Raw genomic sequence first — 14,917 nt, 5'->3', positions numbered from 1 at the left:
GTGCGGTTACTCTGCGGACATCAGACCGATTCGGTTCCCCTCGGTGTCCGTGACGATGGCGTAGTGAGCGTCCGAGTCGGGAATCGGCTCCTTCGGGACGAGTATCTCTCCACCGGCGGATTCGACCCGCGAGAGCGCGTCGTCGAAGTCACCACCGACGGTCAGATAGACGACGAGACCGCTGTCGGCAGTCGGTACGTACGGAACCGTCGCGCCACTCTCGGTCGTGAACTCGTCGGTCTCGACTATCATGCCACCGGTCTCGCCCTCGTCGGTGTCGAACATGCCTGCCCGCTGGTTGTCGAGTTTGTCCGTCTCGGGTTCGTACACCGCTACCTCGCGGTCGAGGACCGTCGAGTAGAACTCGACTGCCCTGTCGAAGTCGGTACTCGGGATTTCGACCCAATTAAACGCGTGCGTCATGGTTTTGGCTTCCCCTCGGAGGATTTCTCCCCCGGTAGAACTGTCGTCTCCAGTGGCGATAAAGCAGAGCCAAGCGGAGTGAAACTGAACCGGCGAATGGGGTAATTGGACGTTTACAGATGGACGAAGAATAAGGAGGAAGGTGAGAGAAGCGACCGACGAGAGGCGCACTTGAAGAGAAGCGAGCTACTCCCGAAACCGAGGAGAGACCGCACCGCCCCGCACAGCAACGGCCACACGCTTCCCCACCCGACTGCGTTTCTCGGCTTCCGCTACGCTCCAGTCTGCGATACTCATCCCTCGCGCGACGGTCGGCGCGACCACTCCGGGTCGCGCCAGCGCGCGCCGTGGCTCTCGCGGTGCGGTCTCAGAGGTTTCGTGTGAGTAGCAGTCACAATAGCAATAGCAACCGAGTTAGTGCTAACAGTGCGCTAATTGGAAACGCAGACGAACTGTACGGAATAACGGTCTCGAAGACAACCTCCCAGCACCCACAGAACTACGTCCGAAAACGTCCACTACGAACGTATGGAGTACGTCAGACTCGGTTCGACCGGCACCAAGGTCTCGGAACTCTGTTTCGGCACGTGGCGCTTCGGCAAGGAGTCGGACGGCACCGTCGAGACCGACCGCTCGACCGCACACGACCTGCTCGACACGTTCGAAGCAGCGGGTGGCAACTTCATCGACACCGCGAACGTCTACGGCGACCCCACCGGTACCGCCGAGGAGTGGATCGGCGACTGGTTGGCGGGCCGCGATAGGCGAGACTTCGTCCTCGCCAGCAAGGTCTACTTCGGGTTCGACGACGGGCCGAACGACAGCGGTCTCTCCCGGACGCACATCCGCCAGCAGATTCGGGGCACGCTCGAACGCCTCGGCACCGATTACTTGGACGTGTACTACATACACCGCTGGGACGACGACGTGCCAATCGAGGAGACCCTCACCACGCTGAACGACCTCGTGCGCGAGGGCAAGGTGAACTACCTCGCGGCGAGTTCGATGGCCGCGTGGCAACTGACGAAGGCGCTCTGGACGAGCGACGTCGAAGGACTCGAACGATTCGAAGTCACCCAACCAAGATTCAACGCCGCCTACCGCGCTCCGGTCGCTGACTACCTCGACGTCTGCGCCGACCAAGACCTCGCGGTCTGTCCGTACTCGCCGCTCGAAGGCGGCTTTCTCACCGGCAAGTACGACCGCAAAGGGCGGAATCCCGAGGGGTCGCGCGGCGAACTCTACGAGTGGGACGAGCGGTTCGACGACCGCCAGTGGGCCGTGCTGGACGAGATTCGAGCGGTCGCCGACGAGAACGACGCCACCGAATCGCAGGTCGCGCTCCGCTGGCTCGCCGACCAGCGGGAGTTCCAGTGCGTGCCAATCGTCGGTGCGCGAACGGTCGAGCAGTTAGATGAGAACCTTGGGATGATGGACGTGTCTCTCTCCGAGGAGCAGTACGACAGGATTCAGGGCGCGTACGAATAGCACCTCACTCAGGGGTCCACCAGTAAGTCGCTCACGAGAAGGCAAGGAGGAATCCCACGGCTTTAGTCGTTGGTTACTTACGGAGCCACGAGCGAATCTATCACCGCGCGGAACTGATCGCCGTCGAGAAATTGTGACGCCCCGGCCCACACCGCGTACCGGACGTCCCCCTCGGACCAGATTGCCTCCCACGCGCCCTGCTCCTCGGTCAGCGCAGCGTAGTGGACGGTCGTGTCACGAAGGTCGATTGCTCGGTGAGTCTCCGCAGACTGGTCGGATGGTTCGGGCGGAAGTGACGGGGCGAGCGGGGTATCCTCGGCGCTCACAATCGTCCAGAGATGGTCGCTTCCGTTCGCTCGGTTCCGGAAGACCAATTCCATCGCGTCGGCGTCGGGAAACGCGACAGCCGAATCGAGGAGGAACTGCTCGCCAGCGGGAACGAGAGCCGGAATTCGACGCTCAGCGTCATCGAGTGGGTTCTGCCCGAGCGCGACAGACGAGAGCGCGAGACTGTCCTCGTAGGGGTGTTCGGGGACGTATCCCCACAGTCCATGGGGGACGACCGGCGGGCGGCACCTGTACCGCGTCCAGTAGTTGAGTCGGTGGAACGGAACGCTCCGGACACGGTCTGCTCCTCCGGGGTCAGCGGGCGTCAACCCGCCGAGTAACTGGCGTAGTTCGTCGTCCGAAAACGTCCCCTCGGAGACCGAAAGTTCGATTTGCGTCCGGTCGCGCTGGACGCACGCGCCCCGGTTGTCCTTGTAGTCGGTGCCGAGCCATCCCACAGCGTCGTCGCACGCGAACGGCGTCGGCACCGGCGTACGCCACAGCGGTGCGACACTCCCAGAGGGCGGTGCCCAATCGTAGAGGAACTGCTTGAGTCTGAGCCGTCGGTCGTCGCCCGCGACGACGACGCGAACGCTGCACGGGTTGCCCTCGCTGTGAGGCGTCTGGTCGATGTCTGCCGCAGACACGTCGGACGGCCGACCGGGCGGGCGCTCGGGACGGTGGGTGACTGCCTCGACGTGACAGCCCTCGGGGAGCCATCCCGGTTCGAATACCACGAAGTTGACCGACGCCTGCGCGGCCGCCAGCGCCTTCTCTTGTAGCGGCACGGCTTCGTCGGCGTCCGTCAGTCGGGCGTCTGGGTCGGCGGTCTGCCAAACGGTCATCGACTCACCCTCACGCTGACGAGCGGAGTTCCCATGGACGACCGTTCGGCCGTTGCCGAAAAAAGGGTTCGCTGAAACGAGTTTATGTACGTATTATTTCAGTACTCCCGCGGCGACCGCGAGACTACTTGTCTCTCCGTCCACAATCATTGCTATGGGCCCTTCGCACGTCCTCGTCCCGCTCGACGGCTCTCCCTTAGCAGACGACGCACTCGCCCACGCGCTCGACACCTTCGACTGCCGCGTGACGGTACTCAACGTCGTGACCCCGCTCGATTCCGCGATGAGCGAAGGGGGTGTCCTCGACCGCTCCGAGTCCGAGACGCGCCACGAAGCGGCCCGCGAACGCGCCGACGAACTCATCGAGGACGCGAAGCACCGCGCCGCGGAGGCAGACCGGAGCGTCGAGACTGCAATCGAAACCGGCGACCCTGCCGAGACAATCGTGGCGTACGTCGAATCCCACGACGTGGACCACGTGGTGATGGGCGGCCACGGCGGCGAGCGCAACGAACTCGCCAGACGACTCCTCGGGACGGTGGCGACGGCAGTCGTCGGCGAAGCACCGGTGACGGTGACCGTCGTTCGCTAGTATCTCAGTTCACGCCCCGAGCAGCAGGGCGAACGCCTGATAGAGACCGAATCCGATGCCGACGGAGGTGACGAGCGTCAGCACCCAGAACAACAGCGTGATTCCTATCTTTCGCCGCGAGACGCCAGCAGAACCGCCAGCGAGGCCGCCACCGATGACACCGGAGATGATGATGTTGTTGAACGAGATGGGGATGCCGAGCGCGATGGCGAGTTGGGCGATGACGAAACCGGGGACGAGCGCGGCGATTGAGCGTCGAATGCCGAGTTGCGCGTACTCCCGAGAAGTCGCCTGCAACAGTCGCGGCGACCCCATCCACGCACCGGCGAGGATGCCGACACCGCCGAGTGCCAGCAGGACGATTCCGGGCAAGCCGAGTTCAGCACTGTAGAGGTTTTCGAGTGGGCCGGTCGCCAGTCCGACCTGACTGCCGCCGCTGGAGAAGGCGACGACGCTCCCCAGAGCGACGAGGAACGTCTTTACTCCCTTGTCTACGGACGCTTGCGTTCGTCTGCGGATGAACAGAAAGCTCGCGCCCGCGAGGAGGAGCGTGACGACGCCGACGGCGAGGTCGAGTCCTGTAACGAAGACGTCCACACCAGCGAGCGCGAAGTCTGCGCCCGCCGTGCCTGCCGTTCCTGCCGCAACCGGTTCGGCCACGAGTCGGGCGAGGTAGCTGGCGAGCGAGCTTTGCTCGGCACCGGGCGGCGCAGGGACGATGCTCAGTTGGACGTTGGCGACGATACCCCCGACGAGAGCGGCGAGGAGTGGAACACCGACCGTCTCGGGGATGTCGTCGCGCCGGAGGAGCGTGGCAGTGAGATACGCGAGGCCACCGGAAATCGGCGGCACGAGCGCCCAGAAAGTCAGAATTCGCTGGTACGTGTCGAACGCGGGCGACCCGCCGAGCGACAGTCCGACGCCGACCATCGCGCCCGTCGTGGCGAACGCCGCCGGAACCGGATAGCCTGTGTAGACGCCAAACGCCATGAACATCGTCGCGGTCAACAGTCCCGCGGTCGCCGCCAGCGACGTGATGGCGACGCCGTCAACCAGTCCCGCGCCGACCGTCTCGGAGATACTCCCGCCCTGGGTCAGCGCGCCCAACGCGGCCAATATTCCGATGAGGAACGCTGCTCGCATGGTAGAGATGGCGTTGGCTCCGATGGCGGGTGCGAACGGCGGCGAGTTGCTGTTGGCTCCGAGTGCCCACGCGGTCAGGAGTCCGGTGACAGTCGCTAAGACGACGAGAATCCAGAAGACTAGGTCTGGCACGAAGGTCTCACTCCTGGCGTCGGTCGCACGCTGGGCGGAACCGGCGTTCCGAAGAAGGCAGTCGAATCGGCCCCAGTCCGGTTCATCGTCCGAAGTAGGAGCCGAACGGTAAAATAAGCGAGTGCGATTCTCGTCAATCCTCGTTCGCCCGCGAGCGCGGCGGTTCCACTTCCGATTCTACATCTTCATCGTGCAGATGGCACGCCGCCGGATGGCCCGCTTCCGTCTCGCGCATAGCGGGACGCTCGCGCTCGCAGACAGTCTCGAACTCCCGCGCCAACGTCTCGCGGGCGGCGTCTTCGTCGCCCGCGATGAGGGAGTCGATGGCGTCCCGAAGCACCCGTTCGGCGCTCGAATCGGAGAGTCTGTCGGGTATTCCGAACTGCTCGCGGACCGCCCAGCGGAGTTGGTTGTCGGTGATAGCTTCGGGGTCCGTCGCGTCGCTCTCGGCGACGGCGAACTCCCGAATCGCGTCCACGTCGAAGTTTCCGCGAGCGAGTCGCACCCGGAAGTCCATCACCGCGCGCCAGTTGGCTTGCCGGAAGTCGTAGCCCTCCGGTTGGATGACCTCCGGGCATCTGGTGTGGAATCGACAGCCAGCGGGCGGATTCGAAGGCGAGGGAACGTCGCCCGAGAGTTCGATTCCGTGACCGCGCCTCCGGGGGTCCGGCAGTGGCACCGACGCGAGCAGGGCGCGCGTGTAGGGGTGCTGTGGGTCGGCGAACAGGTCTTCTACTGGCGCGAGTTCGACGATTTCCCCGAGGTACATCACGGCTACGCGGTCACAAACTTCCCGAACGACCGCCATGTCGTGGCTGATGAACAGAATCGAGAGGCCGAATTCGTCTTGGACATCCTCCAACAAGCCGAGAATTTCGGCCTGTACGGACACGTCGAGCGCCGACACAGGTTCGTCGGCCACGATGAGGTCCGGATTGACCACGAGTGCGCGGGCGATGGCGATGCGCTGTTTCTGGCCGCCGGAGAACTCGTGGGGATAGCGGTCGTAGTCGTCGGCAGAGAGGCCGACGCGCTCCAGCAGGTTTTCGACGATAGCCCGCCTGCGCTTGCGGTCGCGCATGCCGTGGACCAGCAGTGGTTCGGCCACCGACTCGCCGACGGACATCCGCGGGTCGAAACTCGACGTGGGGTCCTGAAAGATGAGTTGTGCCTGCCTGCGGAACCGCTTCAGGTCGTCGCTGTCGTAGTCGGTGACGACCTCGTCCCGATAGTAAATCTCGCCAGCGGTCGGTTCTTCCAAGCGGAGCATCGCCAGCGCGGCGGTGGTTTTGCCACACCCAGACTCGCCGACGAGACCGAGCGTCTCTCCGGGGAAGAGGTCGAACGTGATGCCATCGACGGCACGAACGCGGCCGACTTCCCTGCGGAGGACGCCCTCCGTAATCGGGTAGTGTTTGACGAGATTTCGGACCGAGAGGAGTGGTTCGTCTGCACTCGGTCGGTCGGTCATCGACTCCCCTCCACGTTCCCTCCGCCGTCCGCGAACCGGCGCTCCGAGTCCGACTCGAACTGCTCACCGAACGACTCGCCGTCGGTGATTTCTGTGGGGTCGCGCGAACCGTCGTAGTAGACGCAGGAGACGCGGTGTGTGTCGCCGTCGTCTCCGGAGTTCGAACTAGCCTCGTCACGGACCGTGTAAAGCGGTGGTTGCTCGCCGGACTCGCACTCCGCGACGGCGTACGGACAGCGCGGGTGGAACCGACAGCCAGCGGGTGGGTCGGTCGGGTCCGGCAGTCGGCCGCCGATACCCCGGAACTCCACGCCGCGGCCCGGCAGGCACGCGAGGAGCGCCCGCGTGTACGGATGTGCAGGCGTCTCGAAGAGGTCGTACACGTCGCCCTGTTCCATCACCTTCCCCGCGTACATGACGACGACGCGGTCGGCGACTTCGGCGACGACGCTCAAGTCGTGGGTGATGAGCAAGACGGCCATGCCGAGTTCGCGTTTCAAGTCGGCGAGCAAGCGCAGAATCTGGGATTGAATCGTCACGTCGAGCGCCGTCGTCGGCTCGTCGGCGACGAGCAAGTCTGGGTCGGCCGCGAGCGCCATCGCGACGACGACGCGCTGTTTCTGGCCGCCGGAGAACTCGTGGGGGTAGTCGTCGTAGCGCGCTGCTGCCTCGGGAATGCCGACTCTCGTCAGCAGGTCGATGGCCTCCTCGCGGGCGAGTTTCTTCGACACGTCGCGGTGGAGCCGAATCGCCTCCGAGACCTGCCAACCGACCGTGTAGACTGGATTGAGCGCGCCCTGAGGATTTTGAAAGACGTGGGCGATTCGGTCGCCGCGCACGTCGTTCATCGCCGATTCGGGGAGGTCGAGCAAGTTCTGGCCGTCGAAGCGGACTTCGCCCTCGATTTCCGCAGGCGGCGACTTGAGCAGTCGCGTGAGCGACTCGCCGGTGACGGTCTTGCCGGACCCCGACTCGCCGACGAGACAGACCGTCTCGCCGCGGCCGACTTCGAAGTCGATGCCATCGACTGCGTGGACGACGCCCTCGTCTGTGTGGAACCGAATGGATAGGTTTCGAACGGAAAGTAGGGGTTCAGTATTTCGTTCAGCCATCAGCTACCGCCCTCCTGTCTGGGGTCCAGCGAGTCGCGCAGGGCATCCCCCAAGAAATTGAACGCCAGAATCGTGAAAAACAGGAAGAAACCCGGAATCGTCGAAATCCACCACGCGGTCGAGAGGTCGCCCCGACCGTCGGCGATGACGCGACCCCACGACGGAATCGTCGGGTCGCCGAGTCCCAAGAAAGAGAGCGCCGCTTCGGCGAGAATGAGACCCGGAATGGTCAGCGTGGCGGCCGTGATGACCGTGTTCGAGACGTTCGGCACGAGATGTCGCCAGAGGACGTACGGCGTCGAAGCGCCCGCGCCTCTCGCGGCCTGCACGAACTCCTCTTCGCTTCGCTGGAGTGCCTCGCTCCGGACGAGACGGGCGATGGCTCCCCAGCCCGTGATACCAAAGATGACGATGAGCAAAAAGAGGCTCCCGCCGAAGAGGTAGACCAGCAGGAGGTAGAGGAAGAACGTCGGAAACGTCAGTTGGATGTCCACGTAGCGCATCAACAGTTCGTCCACCCACCCGCCGAGGTACGCCGCGGTGGTGCCGACTGTCGTCGCAAGTACGATGATGATGAAGGTCGCGATGAGGCCAACCTGCATGCTGACCCGCATGCCGAAGATGACCATCTTCAGGATGTCTTTTCCTTGGCCAGTCGTGCCGAGCGGGTGTTCCCACGACCCCTGACACTGGCCGCCGACCGTCTCGCCGACGCAGGTGATGGGAACCGACGACGAGACTGACGAGAAGACAGGCGGCTGATAGGCCTCCAAGGTGTTGAGTTGCGGCGGTGTGATGAACATCGTCCCGACGGTGCCGACGACGAAGATGACGAGCAGGAACGCGAGGCTGGCGACTGCCGCCCGGTTCTTGCGGAACTGCCGCCAGTAGTGCGCCGTGAGTCGGCGATTCGTCGCGAGCGGAACGACACCGTAGACGAACAAGACGAGCAGCGTCAGCCCGAAGAGCCAATCGACGGCCGACACGTCCCACCCAAATGCTGGAAACGTCGGCTGATTGTCCGGCACGACGAACAGGTCGTAGGCGAGCACGGTGAAGAAGCCGACGAGGGCGAGGAGGAACCCGAGAGTTCGGCGGCCGACGGCGACCCCGCCGAGTTCGTCCCAGTCCACGTCCTCGAAGCGTTCCACCTCGGATTTGGGTTCGGTCGCCATCAGTCGATCGCCTCCCTCAGCACCCCACTCCCCAGCATCACCGATCACCGTAGTCGATTCTCGGGTCCAGCACCGTGTACGCGATGTCCTGCAACAGGTTGCCGATGACCGCGATGAACACGGGAATGAACGTCGTCCCCAACACGAGCGCAGTGTCCTGATTGAAGATGGCGTCCAAACTCAGGCGACCCAGCCCCGGAATGCCGAAGACGATTTCCACGAGGTACGAAGTCGTCAGGATGAGGCCGAGCAGGTCACCGACGAGAATCGTCGAGAGCGGGACGAGCGCAGGTCGGAGGATGTGGCGCGTCAGAACGCGGTTGTCCGTGGCACCCTTCGCCTTCGCGGTCTTGACGAACTCGGCGTTGACGTATTCGAGTGCCTCTGCGCGGGCGTAGCGCATCTCGCTGGCGATGGCCGCAGTCGTCAGCACGAACACCGGTAAGATGAGCTGTTTGACGTTTCGCGCCGAGAACACTGGCGCGTTCGCGTCGAACAGCACGGGCACCCACCCCAACTCGACGGCGAACACGAGTAGGAGGATGATGCCGAACCAGAAGTTCGGAATCGAGATGCCGAAGAAGGCGACGAAGGTACCCGCGTAGTCGGCCTTCGTGTACTGGTGCGTCGCGGAGTACAAGCCGATGGCTATTCCCACGACTGTCGAGATGACGACGGCAGGGATGCCGTACATCAGCGAGTACGGATACGCCGCCAGTATCGCGTCTACCACCGGTTGGGAGCGCGTGTCGGACCACCCCCAGTCGAGCGTGAAGACGTTTAGCATGAACGTCGAGTAACGTTCCCAGAGCGGCGCGTCGAGGCCGCGCCGACGCTCGTAGGCCTCTCTGGCCGATTCGGCGTCGCCGCCGCCTTGGGCCGCCTCGAACTGAATCGTCGCGGCCTGCGCGTCCGGCGTCACCTCCAGTAGGACGAACGTGATGGTCAGGATAACGAACGTGGCGAGGACCGCCCACGCCAGTCGCCGGGCGACGTACCAGCGCATGCTCACGCTGTCGGCACCTCCGTACTGGTCACGCCAGGGGCACCTCCGAAATACGGGTCACGTAGGGGGTCACCCCTGCGCGAAGTACCACGTGTTCGCGTCCCACCCGTTGCCGAACTCCTCTATCGGCCCCCTGACGTTCTGCTGGTAGCCGTCGATGTCCACGCTGAAGTTCATGAAGTTACACGGCTGTTCCTCGCTCAGGATGCCGAAGATGCGCGCGAACAACTGCTGGCGCTCCGCGTCGTCGGTCGCACTCGACGCTTGGTCGTACAGCGGCGCGGTGGGCGTCTCCGGCACGTAGCCGTAGTAGTTGGTCGAGGACTCTCGGGTCCAGAACGACCGCGTCGAGGTCGGCGTTCTGGGGTACGTGTTGAAGATGATGCCGTACTGCATGTCCCACTGCTCTTCGCTGACGGCCTGGTCACGCGGTCCAGCGTTGAACGGCCCGGCGTTGTACTCCGGTTCGCCCTCGCCCTGATAGGAGTTCTGCGCGTACTTGCTCAGCAAGGTGTTGAACTGCACCCCTTGGAGCGTGACGTTGATGCCGATGTTGGCGTACTCCTGCCTGATGAATTCGACAGTAGTGCGGGTCGTCTGCGTGCCGACAGGCCAGACGAGTTTCAGGCTCACCTGCTCGCCGTTCCCGTTGACGAGTCGGTCCCCGTCGTAGCTGTAGTCGGTTCCCTGAAGGGCACTTTCGAGTCGATTGCGGGCCATCTGCGGACTGTAGCTGTCGCCGACGCCGCTTCGGACGACTTCCGAATCGTCGAACCAGCGCGAGAACTCTGGTTGGAAGGTGTGTGCGACTTCGCCGAAGCCCCGCATGATGTTGTCTACGACCGCTCGCTTGTTGACGGCGAACGACAGCGCCTTCCGGACCTCGATGTCGCGGAACGGTTCCCATCCATTCGCGCGCTGGTTGTAGATTAACAGCGAGTTGAACGGCTGTGGCGCGACGTTGACGTTGATAGACTGGTTCTGCTCGAACTGCGAGACCCGACTCTCCGGAATGGACGATTGGGTGATTTCGCCAGTTTGGAGCGCCGAGAGGCGCGTGCTCTCCTCTGGAATGACCGAGTAGGTCCAACTATTGAAGTACGGCGCGCCCTGCCACGCTGCGGGCACGTCGTTGGCGTCTTGCATGTAGTAATTCTCGTTGCGCGTGGCGACGAACTCCGACTCGCGCCGCCAGCGCTCGAAGTTGTACGGCCCCAGATTTCCGGAGTACGCAAGCGTCTGAATCTCCTCGTCTTGCTGGAGTCCTTGAATGTCCTTGTTCGGGACGTACTTCTCCAGTAGCCCTCTCGGCATGCAGAACGCGCCCCACATGATGGGTTTCTGTGGGAACGCTGGGTCCACATCGGGCAGTTGGATTTCGAACTCTAACTCGCCGGTCTGTTCGACCGGAATGAATTGGTCGCCGACCATCCAGTCGCTTTGGTTCGAGTAGCCCGCCCAGTTGTCCTCCGCTTGGAAGACGTTCTGAATCATGTACACCCAGTCTTCGGCGGTCATCTGCCCGTAGTCGCCGCCCCACTGCAAGCCGTCTCTGACGGTGACGGTGTAGGTTTGGCTGTCCTCCGTCGAGATGTCACACCACAGCGGGAACACCTCGGATTCGGGTGGCGGTGTCAGCGCGTACGCGCTGTCGAGTGCCAACCCCACCCGATTGGCCGACGGTACGTCGGAAATCTGGATGAAGTTCAGCGTCTGGGCGTCCGTCGCGTCGCCGACGACGTAGTCGCCCTGTACCTGTCGCTCACCTCCTCCGCTCGTTCCCTGCCCGGTAGTCGTGTCCTGTGCCCCAACGCTCCCCACACCCGCAACTCCGGTCGCCCCTGCGACCCCCAACGTCTTCAGCAAGCCTCGGCGGTTCGGAAACAGAAGTGCGCTCGGCGTGTCACCTTGTTTCTCGTTACCGAATGCCATAGTCATGTAGAACGGCCTATGATTAGATATATGCTAGGGTTTAGCCTCCTAGCGCCCGACTGACTTCAACCGATTATCGACGTTATTTCGAGTCTCGAAGCACTTTTTCCGAGATTCGTGACAGAGTGTAGTATTGACAGTTCGAGCAAGTCTGCACCGCCCCGCTTCGCCAGAACGACTTTTGCCTCTGGGCCTCCACTAGAGAGGTTGGTGGGGAACCCATGACAGACAAGCCACATCAGAATTTGGCCATCATCGGCCACGTAGACCACGGAAAATCGACGCTGGTCGGACGCCTCCTCTACGAGACAGGGAGCGTTCCCGAACACGTCATCGAACAGTACAAAGAAGAAGCCGAGGAGAAGGGGAAAGGCGGGTTCGAGTTCGCCTACGTGATGGACAACCTCGCCGAAGAGCGAGAGCGCGGCGTCACCATCGACATTGCCCATCAGGAGTTCGACACCGACGAGTACTACTTCACCATCGTGGACACGCCTGGCCACCGCGACTTCGTGAAGAACATGATTACCGGCGCGAGTCAGGCCGACAACGCGGTGCTGGTCGTCGCGGCGGACGACGGCGTGCAACCGCAGACGCAGGAACACGTCTTCCTCGCGCGAACGCTGGGCATCAACGAACTCATCGTCGCCGTCAACAAGATGGACGCCGTAGACTACGACGAGAATCGCTACAGAGAGGTCGTCGAAGAAGTGAAGGACCTGCTGAATCAGGTCCGGTTCGACACCGAAGACGCGAGTTTCATCCCGATTTCCGCGCTGACGGGCGTCAACATCGTAGACCATAGCGACGAGACGCCGTGGTACGACGGCGAAGTCGTCTTGGAGTCGCTGAACAGCCTCGCGGCACCGGAGCCGCCGACCGACGCACCGCTCCGGTTGCCGATTCAGGACGTGTACACGATTTCCGGCATCGGGACGGTGCCGGTCGGACGCGTCGAGACTGGCATGCTGAACACGGGCGACAAGGTGTCGTTCCAGCCCTCGGACGTGGCTGGCGAAGTGAAGACCATCGAGATGCACCACGAGGAAGTCCCCGAAGCGGGACCGGGCGACAACGTCGGGTTCAACGTCCGCGGCGTCGGCAAGGACGACATCCACCGCGGTGACGTGTGTGGGCCGGCCGACGACCCGCCGAGCGTCGCAGAGACGTTCCAAGCCCAAATCGTCGTGATGCAACACCCCTCGGTCATCACCTCGGGGTACACGCCGGTCTTCCACGCCCACACGGCACAGGTCGCCTGCACAATCGAGTCGCTCGACCAGAAGATAGACGCCGCGACCGGCGAAGTCAAAGAGGAGAACCCCGACTTCATCGAGAGCGGGGACGCCGCCGTCGTCACCGTACGGCCACAGAAACCGCTGAGCATCGAACCCTCCTCCGAAATTCCGGAACTGGGAAGTTTCGCGGTGCGGGACATGGGCCAGACGATTGCGGCCGGGCGAGTGCTGGAAGTGCACGAGCGCTAGGAGCAGAAAACGTCGCCGCCGTGGCGACTTCGGAGAGAGAACGAGTCGCCACGGCGAGCGTCGTGTCGTTTACTCGCCGCTCGGAAAACTACGGAGAAGACCGACAGTCATCAGCCAGAGTCCCACGAGCGGGTACAGGGCGGCGTGTCCGCCGATGACGGCGAACCCGGAGAACAGCACGCCGAACACTTCGAAGCCGACGCGGTGTCTTCGTTCCATGCGATTCCGTGAAACCACCGTCGGGAGATAAATCCATTGGCTAATCCCCTCTACGTCCTGCGATTTTCAGCTGATAGAGGGTTCTTCTTTCGAATTCGCCTTGGATGCCACTCGGTCACACGCACATATTCTGAACGACACCGGTTGTTTTTACTGTCCAGAGCTACTAGGTACCAACATGGGTTTTGGTAGCTACGACGAGTCCGAGCAACAGGACCAAGACAACGATATCGACGAGGACAGCGCCGTCAACGTCCACGAGAACGACCATCAGGGAGAGATTTCGTTCGACTCGGACGCCTCGCAGGACGAGTTGCTCGACAAACTGACCGAAATCAAAGAGAACTCGGACGACGAGTAGCGCAGTTCGGAGGCGAGTCTCCGGGAACTCGCTTCCGGTTCGTTCCCGCCCTGAATCACACCCGTTTTAACGCCTACTCGCTAATTCTGCCGCGTGAAAAACGTCACAGACAGAACGAGCAACCCCTTCGGCATGCGACCGCCTTGCCAGTACGACTGTGACGGGTCGGGTCGGCGAGCGGTCCACGGCTACGGCGACGCCAACGCGGACCTTCACCTCGTCGGCGACCACCCCGGAATCCACGGCGGCCGAGAGACTGGCGTCCCCTTCACGGGAAGCACGGCAGGCGAGCGACTCCAACCCGTGTTGAACGAGGTCGGTCTGCTCGGAGACGCTGATACTGAGAGCGAGGCCCAACGGGCCTCGGAGCGACCAGTAGTCGCGAATCTCTTCCTGAGTTATCTCTACACCTGCTGTCTGCCCGAGGGTCGCGCGCCGACCGAGACCGAGTACGCGAATTTAGAACGCTTCTTCGACGCCGAACTGCGGGCTATCGCGGCTCACGTCCTCCTTCCAGTGGGCGAGCGGGCGACCCGCCACGTGTTGCGAGAGTACGCCGCACGAGAAGCGATGCTGGACGAAGACGGCGGCATGGCGGCCCTGCACGCCGAACAGTTGCCGGGTCGCGGCTTTCTCGTCGTGCCGATTCGAGAGCCGACCGAGTGGGAAGACGGCGATAGGGAGGCACTGACCGAATCGTTGACCGAACTACTCGAGTCAGATTACTACCAGATTGCCGACCTCAGTCGGTTCCTCACCGGGAACGAGATGTACGAAGTTCGATAGTTCGACACTGCCGATAGTAGCTTTTTGCTCTCTCGCGTCGAACGTGCATCGATGAGCGTCGCACAACTCGAAACCATCGTCGAACGACTCCAGCACAGCGCCAGCGTCAGGTCCGTGTACGGCCAACCGATAGAGCGCGGCGGCCGAACGGTCGTCCCGATAGCCGAGGTCGCCTACGCCTTCGGTGGCGGATACGGTCGCGGTGAACCTACTGACGAGAAATCTGGGAACAGTGCGAGTGCAGGCCAGGGTGGCGGAGGCGGCGGCTACGCGACGGCGAAACCAGTCGGCGCGCTCGAAATCACCGACGACGAGACGCGGTTCGTCCGAGCGGACGGTAATCGAAAACTCGCTGTCGCGCTCGGTGCTCTCGCGCTCGGGGTGGCAGTCGGACGGGCGAGTCGGAGCGACTGACGTA

15 protein-coding genes are annotated in these 14,917 nt (G+C 63.0%); 6 read left to right on the top strand and 9 right to left on the bottom strand.

Features of this window, described 5'->3' with window-relative positions; translation table 11 throughout:
* Positions 1-6: 6 nt before the first annotated feature.
* Positions 7-423, bottom strand: a complete 417-nt coding sequence (locus F7R90_RS18825; protein ID WP_158059110.1) for a VOC family protein — start codon at positions 421-423, stop codon at positions 7-9.
* A 528-nt stretch (positions 424-951) separates the two neighbouring features.
* On the opposite strand from F7R90_RS18825, the gene F7R90_RS18820 reads away from it, so the two are divergent.
* The gene (locus F7R90_RS18820; RefSeq protein ID WP_158059109.1) at positions 952-1,911 is read left to right on the top strand and encodes an aldo/keto reductase; all 960 of its coding nucleotides are present in this window, start codon (positions 952-954) and stop codon (positions 1,909-1,911) included.
* 77 nt (positions 1,912-1,988) lie between these two features.
* Here F7R90_RS18820 and F7R90_RS18815 read toward each other — a convergent pair whose 3' ends face one another.
* On the bottom strand, positions 1,989-3,083 hold the full coding sequence (locus tag F7R90_RS18815) for a hypothetical protein (protein WP_158059108.1): 1,095 nt from the start codon (positions 3,081-3,083) through the stop codon (positions 1,989-1,991).
* A gap of 154 nt (positions 3,084-3,237) precedes the next feature.
* Between F7R90_RS18815 and F7R90_RS18810 the strand changes: the two genes are divergently transcribed.
* On the top strand, positions 3,238-3,675 hold the full coding sequence (locus F7R90_RS18810) for a universal stress protein (RefSeq protein WP_158059107.1): 438 nt from the start codon (positions 3,238-3,240) through the stop codon (positions 3,673-3,675).
* 9 nt (positions 3,676-3,684) lie between these two features.
* Here F7R90_RS18810 and F7R90_RS18805 read toward each other — a convergent pair whose 3' ends face one another.
* The 6 genes from F7R90_RS18805 to F7R90_RS18780 all read right to left on the bottom strand — a co-directional run bounded on the left by F7R90_RS18805 (position 3,685) and on the right by F7R90_RS18780 (position 11,646).
* On the bottom strand, positions 3,685-4,950 hold the full coding sequence (locus tag F7R90_RS18805) for an inorganic phosphate transporter (protein ID WP_158059106.1): 1,266 nt from the start codon (positions 4,948-4,950) through the stop codon (positions 3,685-3,687).
* A 133-nt stretch (positions 4,951-5,083) separates the two neighbouring features.
* Positions 5,084-6,421, bottom strand: coding sequence for an ABC transporter ATP-binding protein (locus F7R90_RS18800; protein ID WP_158059105.1), 1,338 nt, complete (start codon positions 6,419-6,421; stop codon positions 5,084-5,086).
* A complete protein-coding gene (locus F7R90_RS18795) occupies positions 6,418-7,533 on the bottom strand; it encodes an ABC transporter ATP-binding protein (RefSeq protein WP_158059104.1) in 1,116 nt (371 codons plus the stop codon). Before F7R90_RS18795 ends, F7R90_RS18800 begins: the two co-directional genes overlap by 4 nt.
* Entirely contained in the window at positions 7,533-8,708 is a 1,176-nt protein-coding gene (locus F7R90_RS18790) for an ABC transporter permease (protein ID WP_158059103.1), read from the bottom strand. The genes F7R90_RS18795 and F7R90_RS18790 overlap by 1 nt, the downstream gene beginning before the upstream one ends.
* A gap of 37 nt (positions 8,709-8,745) precedes the next feature.
* Complete coding sequence (locus tag F7R90_RS18785; protein ID WP_158059453.1) at positions 8,746-9,714, bottom strand: ABC transporter permease; 969 nt, start codon at positions 9,712-9,714, stop codon at positions 8,746-8,748.
* 69 nt (positions 9,715-9,783) lie between these two features.
* The gene (locus tag F7R90_RS18780; RefSeq protein WP_192498497.1) at positions 9,784-11,646 is read right to left on the bottom strand and encodes an ABC transporter substrate-binding protein; all 1,863 of its coding nucleotides are present in this window, start codon (positions 11,644-11,646) and stop codon (positions 9,784-9,786) included.
* A 221-nt stretch (positions 11,647-11,867) separates the two neighbouring features.
* Here F7R90_RS18780 and tuf point away from each other — a divergent pair, with 221 nt between their 5' ends.
* Positions 11,868-13,133, top strand: coding sequence for a translation elongation factor EF-1 subunit alpha (tuf, locus tag F7R90_RS18775; RefSeq protein ID WP_158059102.1), 1,266 nt, complete (start codon positions 11,868-11,870; stop codon positions 13,131-13,133).
* A gap of 69 nt (positions 13,134-13,202) precedes the next feature.
* Here the strand turns inward: tuf and F7R90_RS22385 are convergent, their stop codons facing one another.
* Positions 13,203-13,352, bottom strand: a complete 150-nt coding sequence (locus F7R90_RS22385) for a hypothetical protein (RefSeq protein WP_192498496.1) — start codon at positions 13,350-13,352, stop codon at positions 13,203-13,205.
* 178 nt (positions 13,353-13,530) lie between these two features.
* Between F7R90_RS22385 and F7R90_RS18770 the strand changes: the two genes are divergently transcribed.
* The 3 genes from F7R90_RS18770 to F7R90_RS18760 all read left to right on the top strand — a co-directional run bounded on the left by F7R90_RS18770 (position 13,531) and on the right by F7R90_RS18760 (position 14,913).
* A complete protein-coding gene (locus F7R90_RS18770) occupies positions 13,531-13,713 on the top strand; it encodes a DUF5786 family protein (protein ID WP_158059101.1) in 183 nt (60 codons plus the stop codon).
* A 93-nt stretch (positions 13,714-13,806) separates the two neighbouring features.
* The gene (locus F7R90_RS18765; RefSeq protein ID WP_158059100.1) at positions 13,807-14,499 is read left to right on the top strand and encodes a uracil-DNA glycosylase family protein; all 693 of its coding nucleotides are present in this window, start codon (positions 13,807-13,809) and stop codon (positions 14,497-14,499) included.
* A 51-nt stretch (positions 14,500-14,550) separates the two neighbouring features.
* Positions 14,551-14,913: a GerW family sporulation protein gene (locus tag F7R90_RS18760; RefSeq protein WP_158059099.1), complete on the top strand. Its 363-nt coding sequence runs from the start codon at positions 14,551-14,553 to the stop codon at positions 14,911-14,913.
* Positions 14,914-14,917: the final 4 nt, after the last annotated feature.

It is taken from the genome of Halorussus halophilus (genome assembly GCF_008831545.1).
Lineage (GTDB): Archaea > Halobacteriota > Halobacteria > Halobacteriales > Haladaptataceae > Halorussus > Halorussus halophilus.
This window is presented reverse-complemented; position numbering and strand designations above follow the sequence as displayed.

Coding starts and splice junctions, on each gene's coding strand:
- F7R90_RS18825 (WP_158059110.1), bottom strand. CDS start 423: ATGACGCACGCGTTTAATTGGGTCGAAATCCCGAGTACCGACTTCGAC.
- F7R90_RS18820 (WP_158059109.1), top strand. CDS start 952: ATGGAGTACGTCAGACTCGGTTCGACCGGCACCAAGGTCTCGGAACTC.
- F7R90_RS18815 (WP_158059108.1), bottom strand. CDS start 3,083: ATGACCGTTTGGCAGACCGCCGACCCAGACGCCCGACTGACGGACGCC.
- F7R90_RS18810 (WP_158059107.1), top strand. CDS start 3,238: ATGGGCCCTTCGCACGTCCTCGTCCCGCTCGACGGCTCTCCCTTAGCA.
- F7R90_RS18800 (WP_158059105.1), bottom strand. CDS start 6,421: ATGACCGACCGACCGAGTGCAGACGAACCACTCCTCTCGGTCCGAAAT.
- F7R90_RS18795 (WP_158059104.1), bottom strand. CDS start 7,533: ATGGCTGAACGAAATACTGAACCCCTACTTTCCGTTCGAAACCTATCC.
- F7R90_RS18790 (WP_158059103.1), bottom strand. CDS start 8,708: ATGGCGACCGAACCCAAATCCGAGGTGGAACGCTTCGAGGACGTGGAC.
- F7R90_RS18785 (WP_158059453.1), bottom strand. CDS start 9,714: ATGCGCTGGTACGTCGCCCGGCGACTGGCGTGGGCGGTCCTCGCCACG.
- F7R90_RS18780 (WP_192498497.1), bottom strand. CDS start 11,646: ATGGCATTCGGTAACGAGAAACAAGGTGACACGCCGAGCGCACTTCTG.
- tuf (WP_158059102.1), top strand. CDS start 11,868: ATGACAGACAAGCCACATCAGAATTTGGCCATCATCGGCCACGTAGAC.
- F7R90_RS22385 (WP_192498496.1), bottom strand. CDS start 13,352: ATGGAACGAAGACACCGCGTCGGCTTCGAAGTGTTCGGCGTGCTGTTC.
- F7R90_RS18770 (WP_158059101.1), top strand. CDS start 13,531: ATGGGTTTTGGTAGCTACGACGAGTCCGAGCAACAGGACCAAGACAAC.
- F7R90_RS18760 (WP_158059099.1), top strand. CDS start 14,551: ATGAGCGTCGCACAACTCGAAACCATCGTCGAACGACTCCAGCACAGC.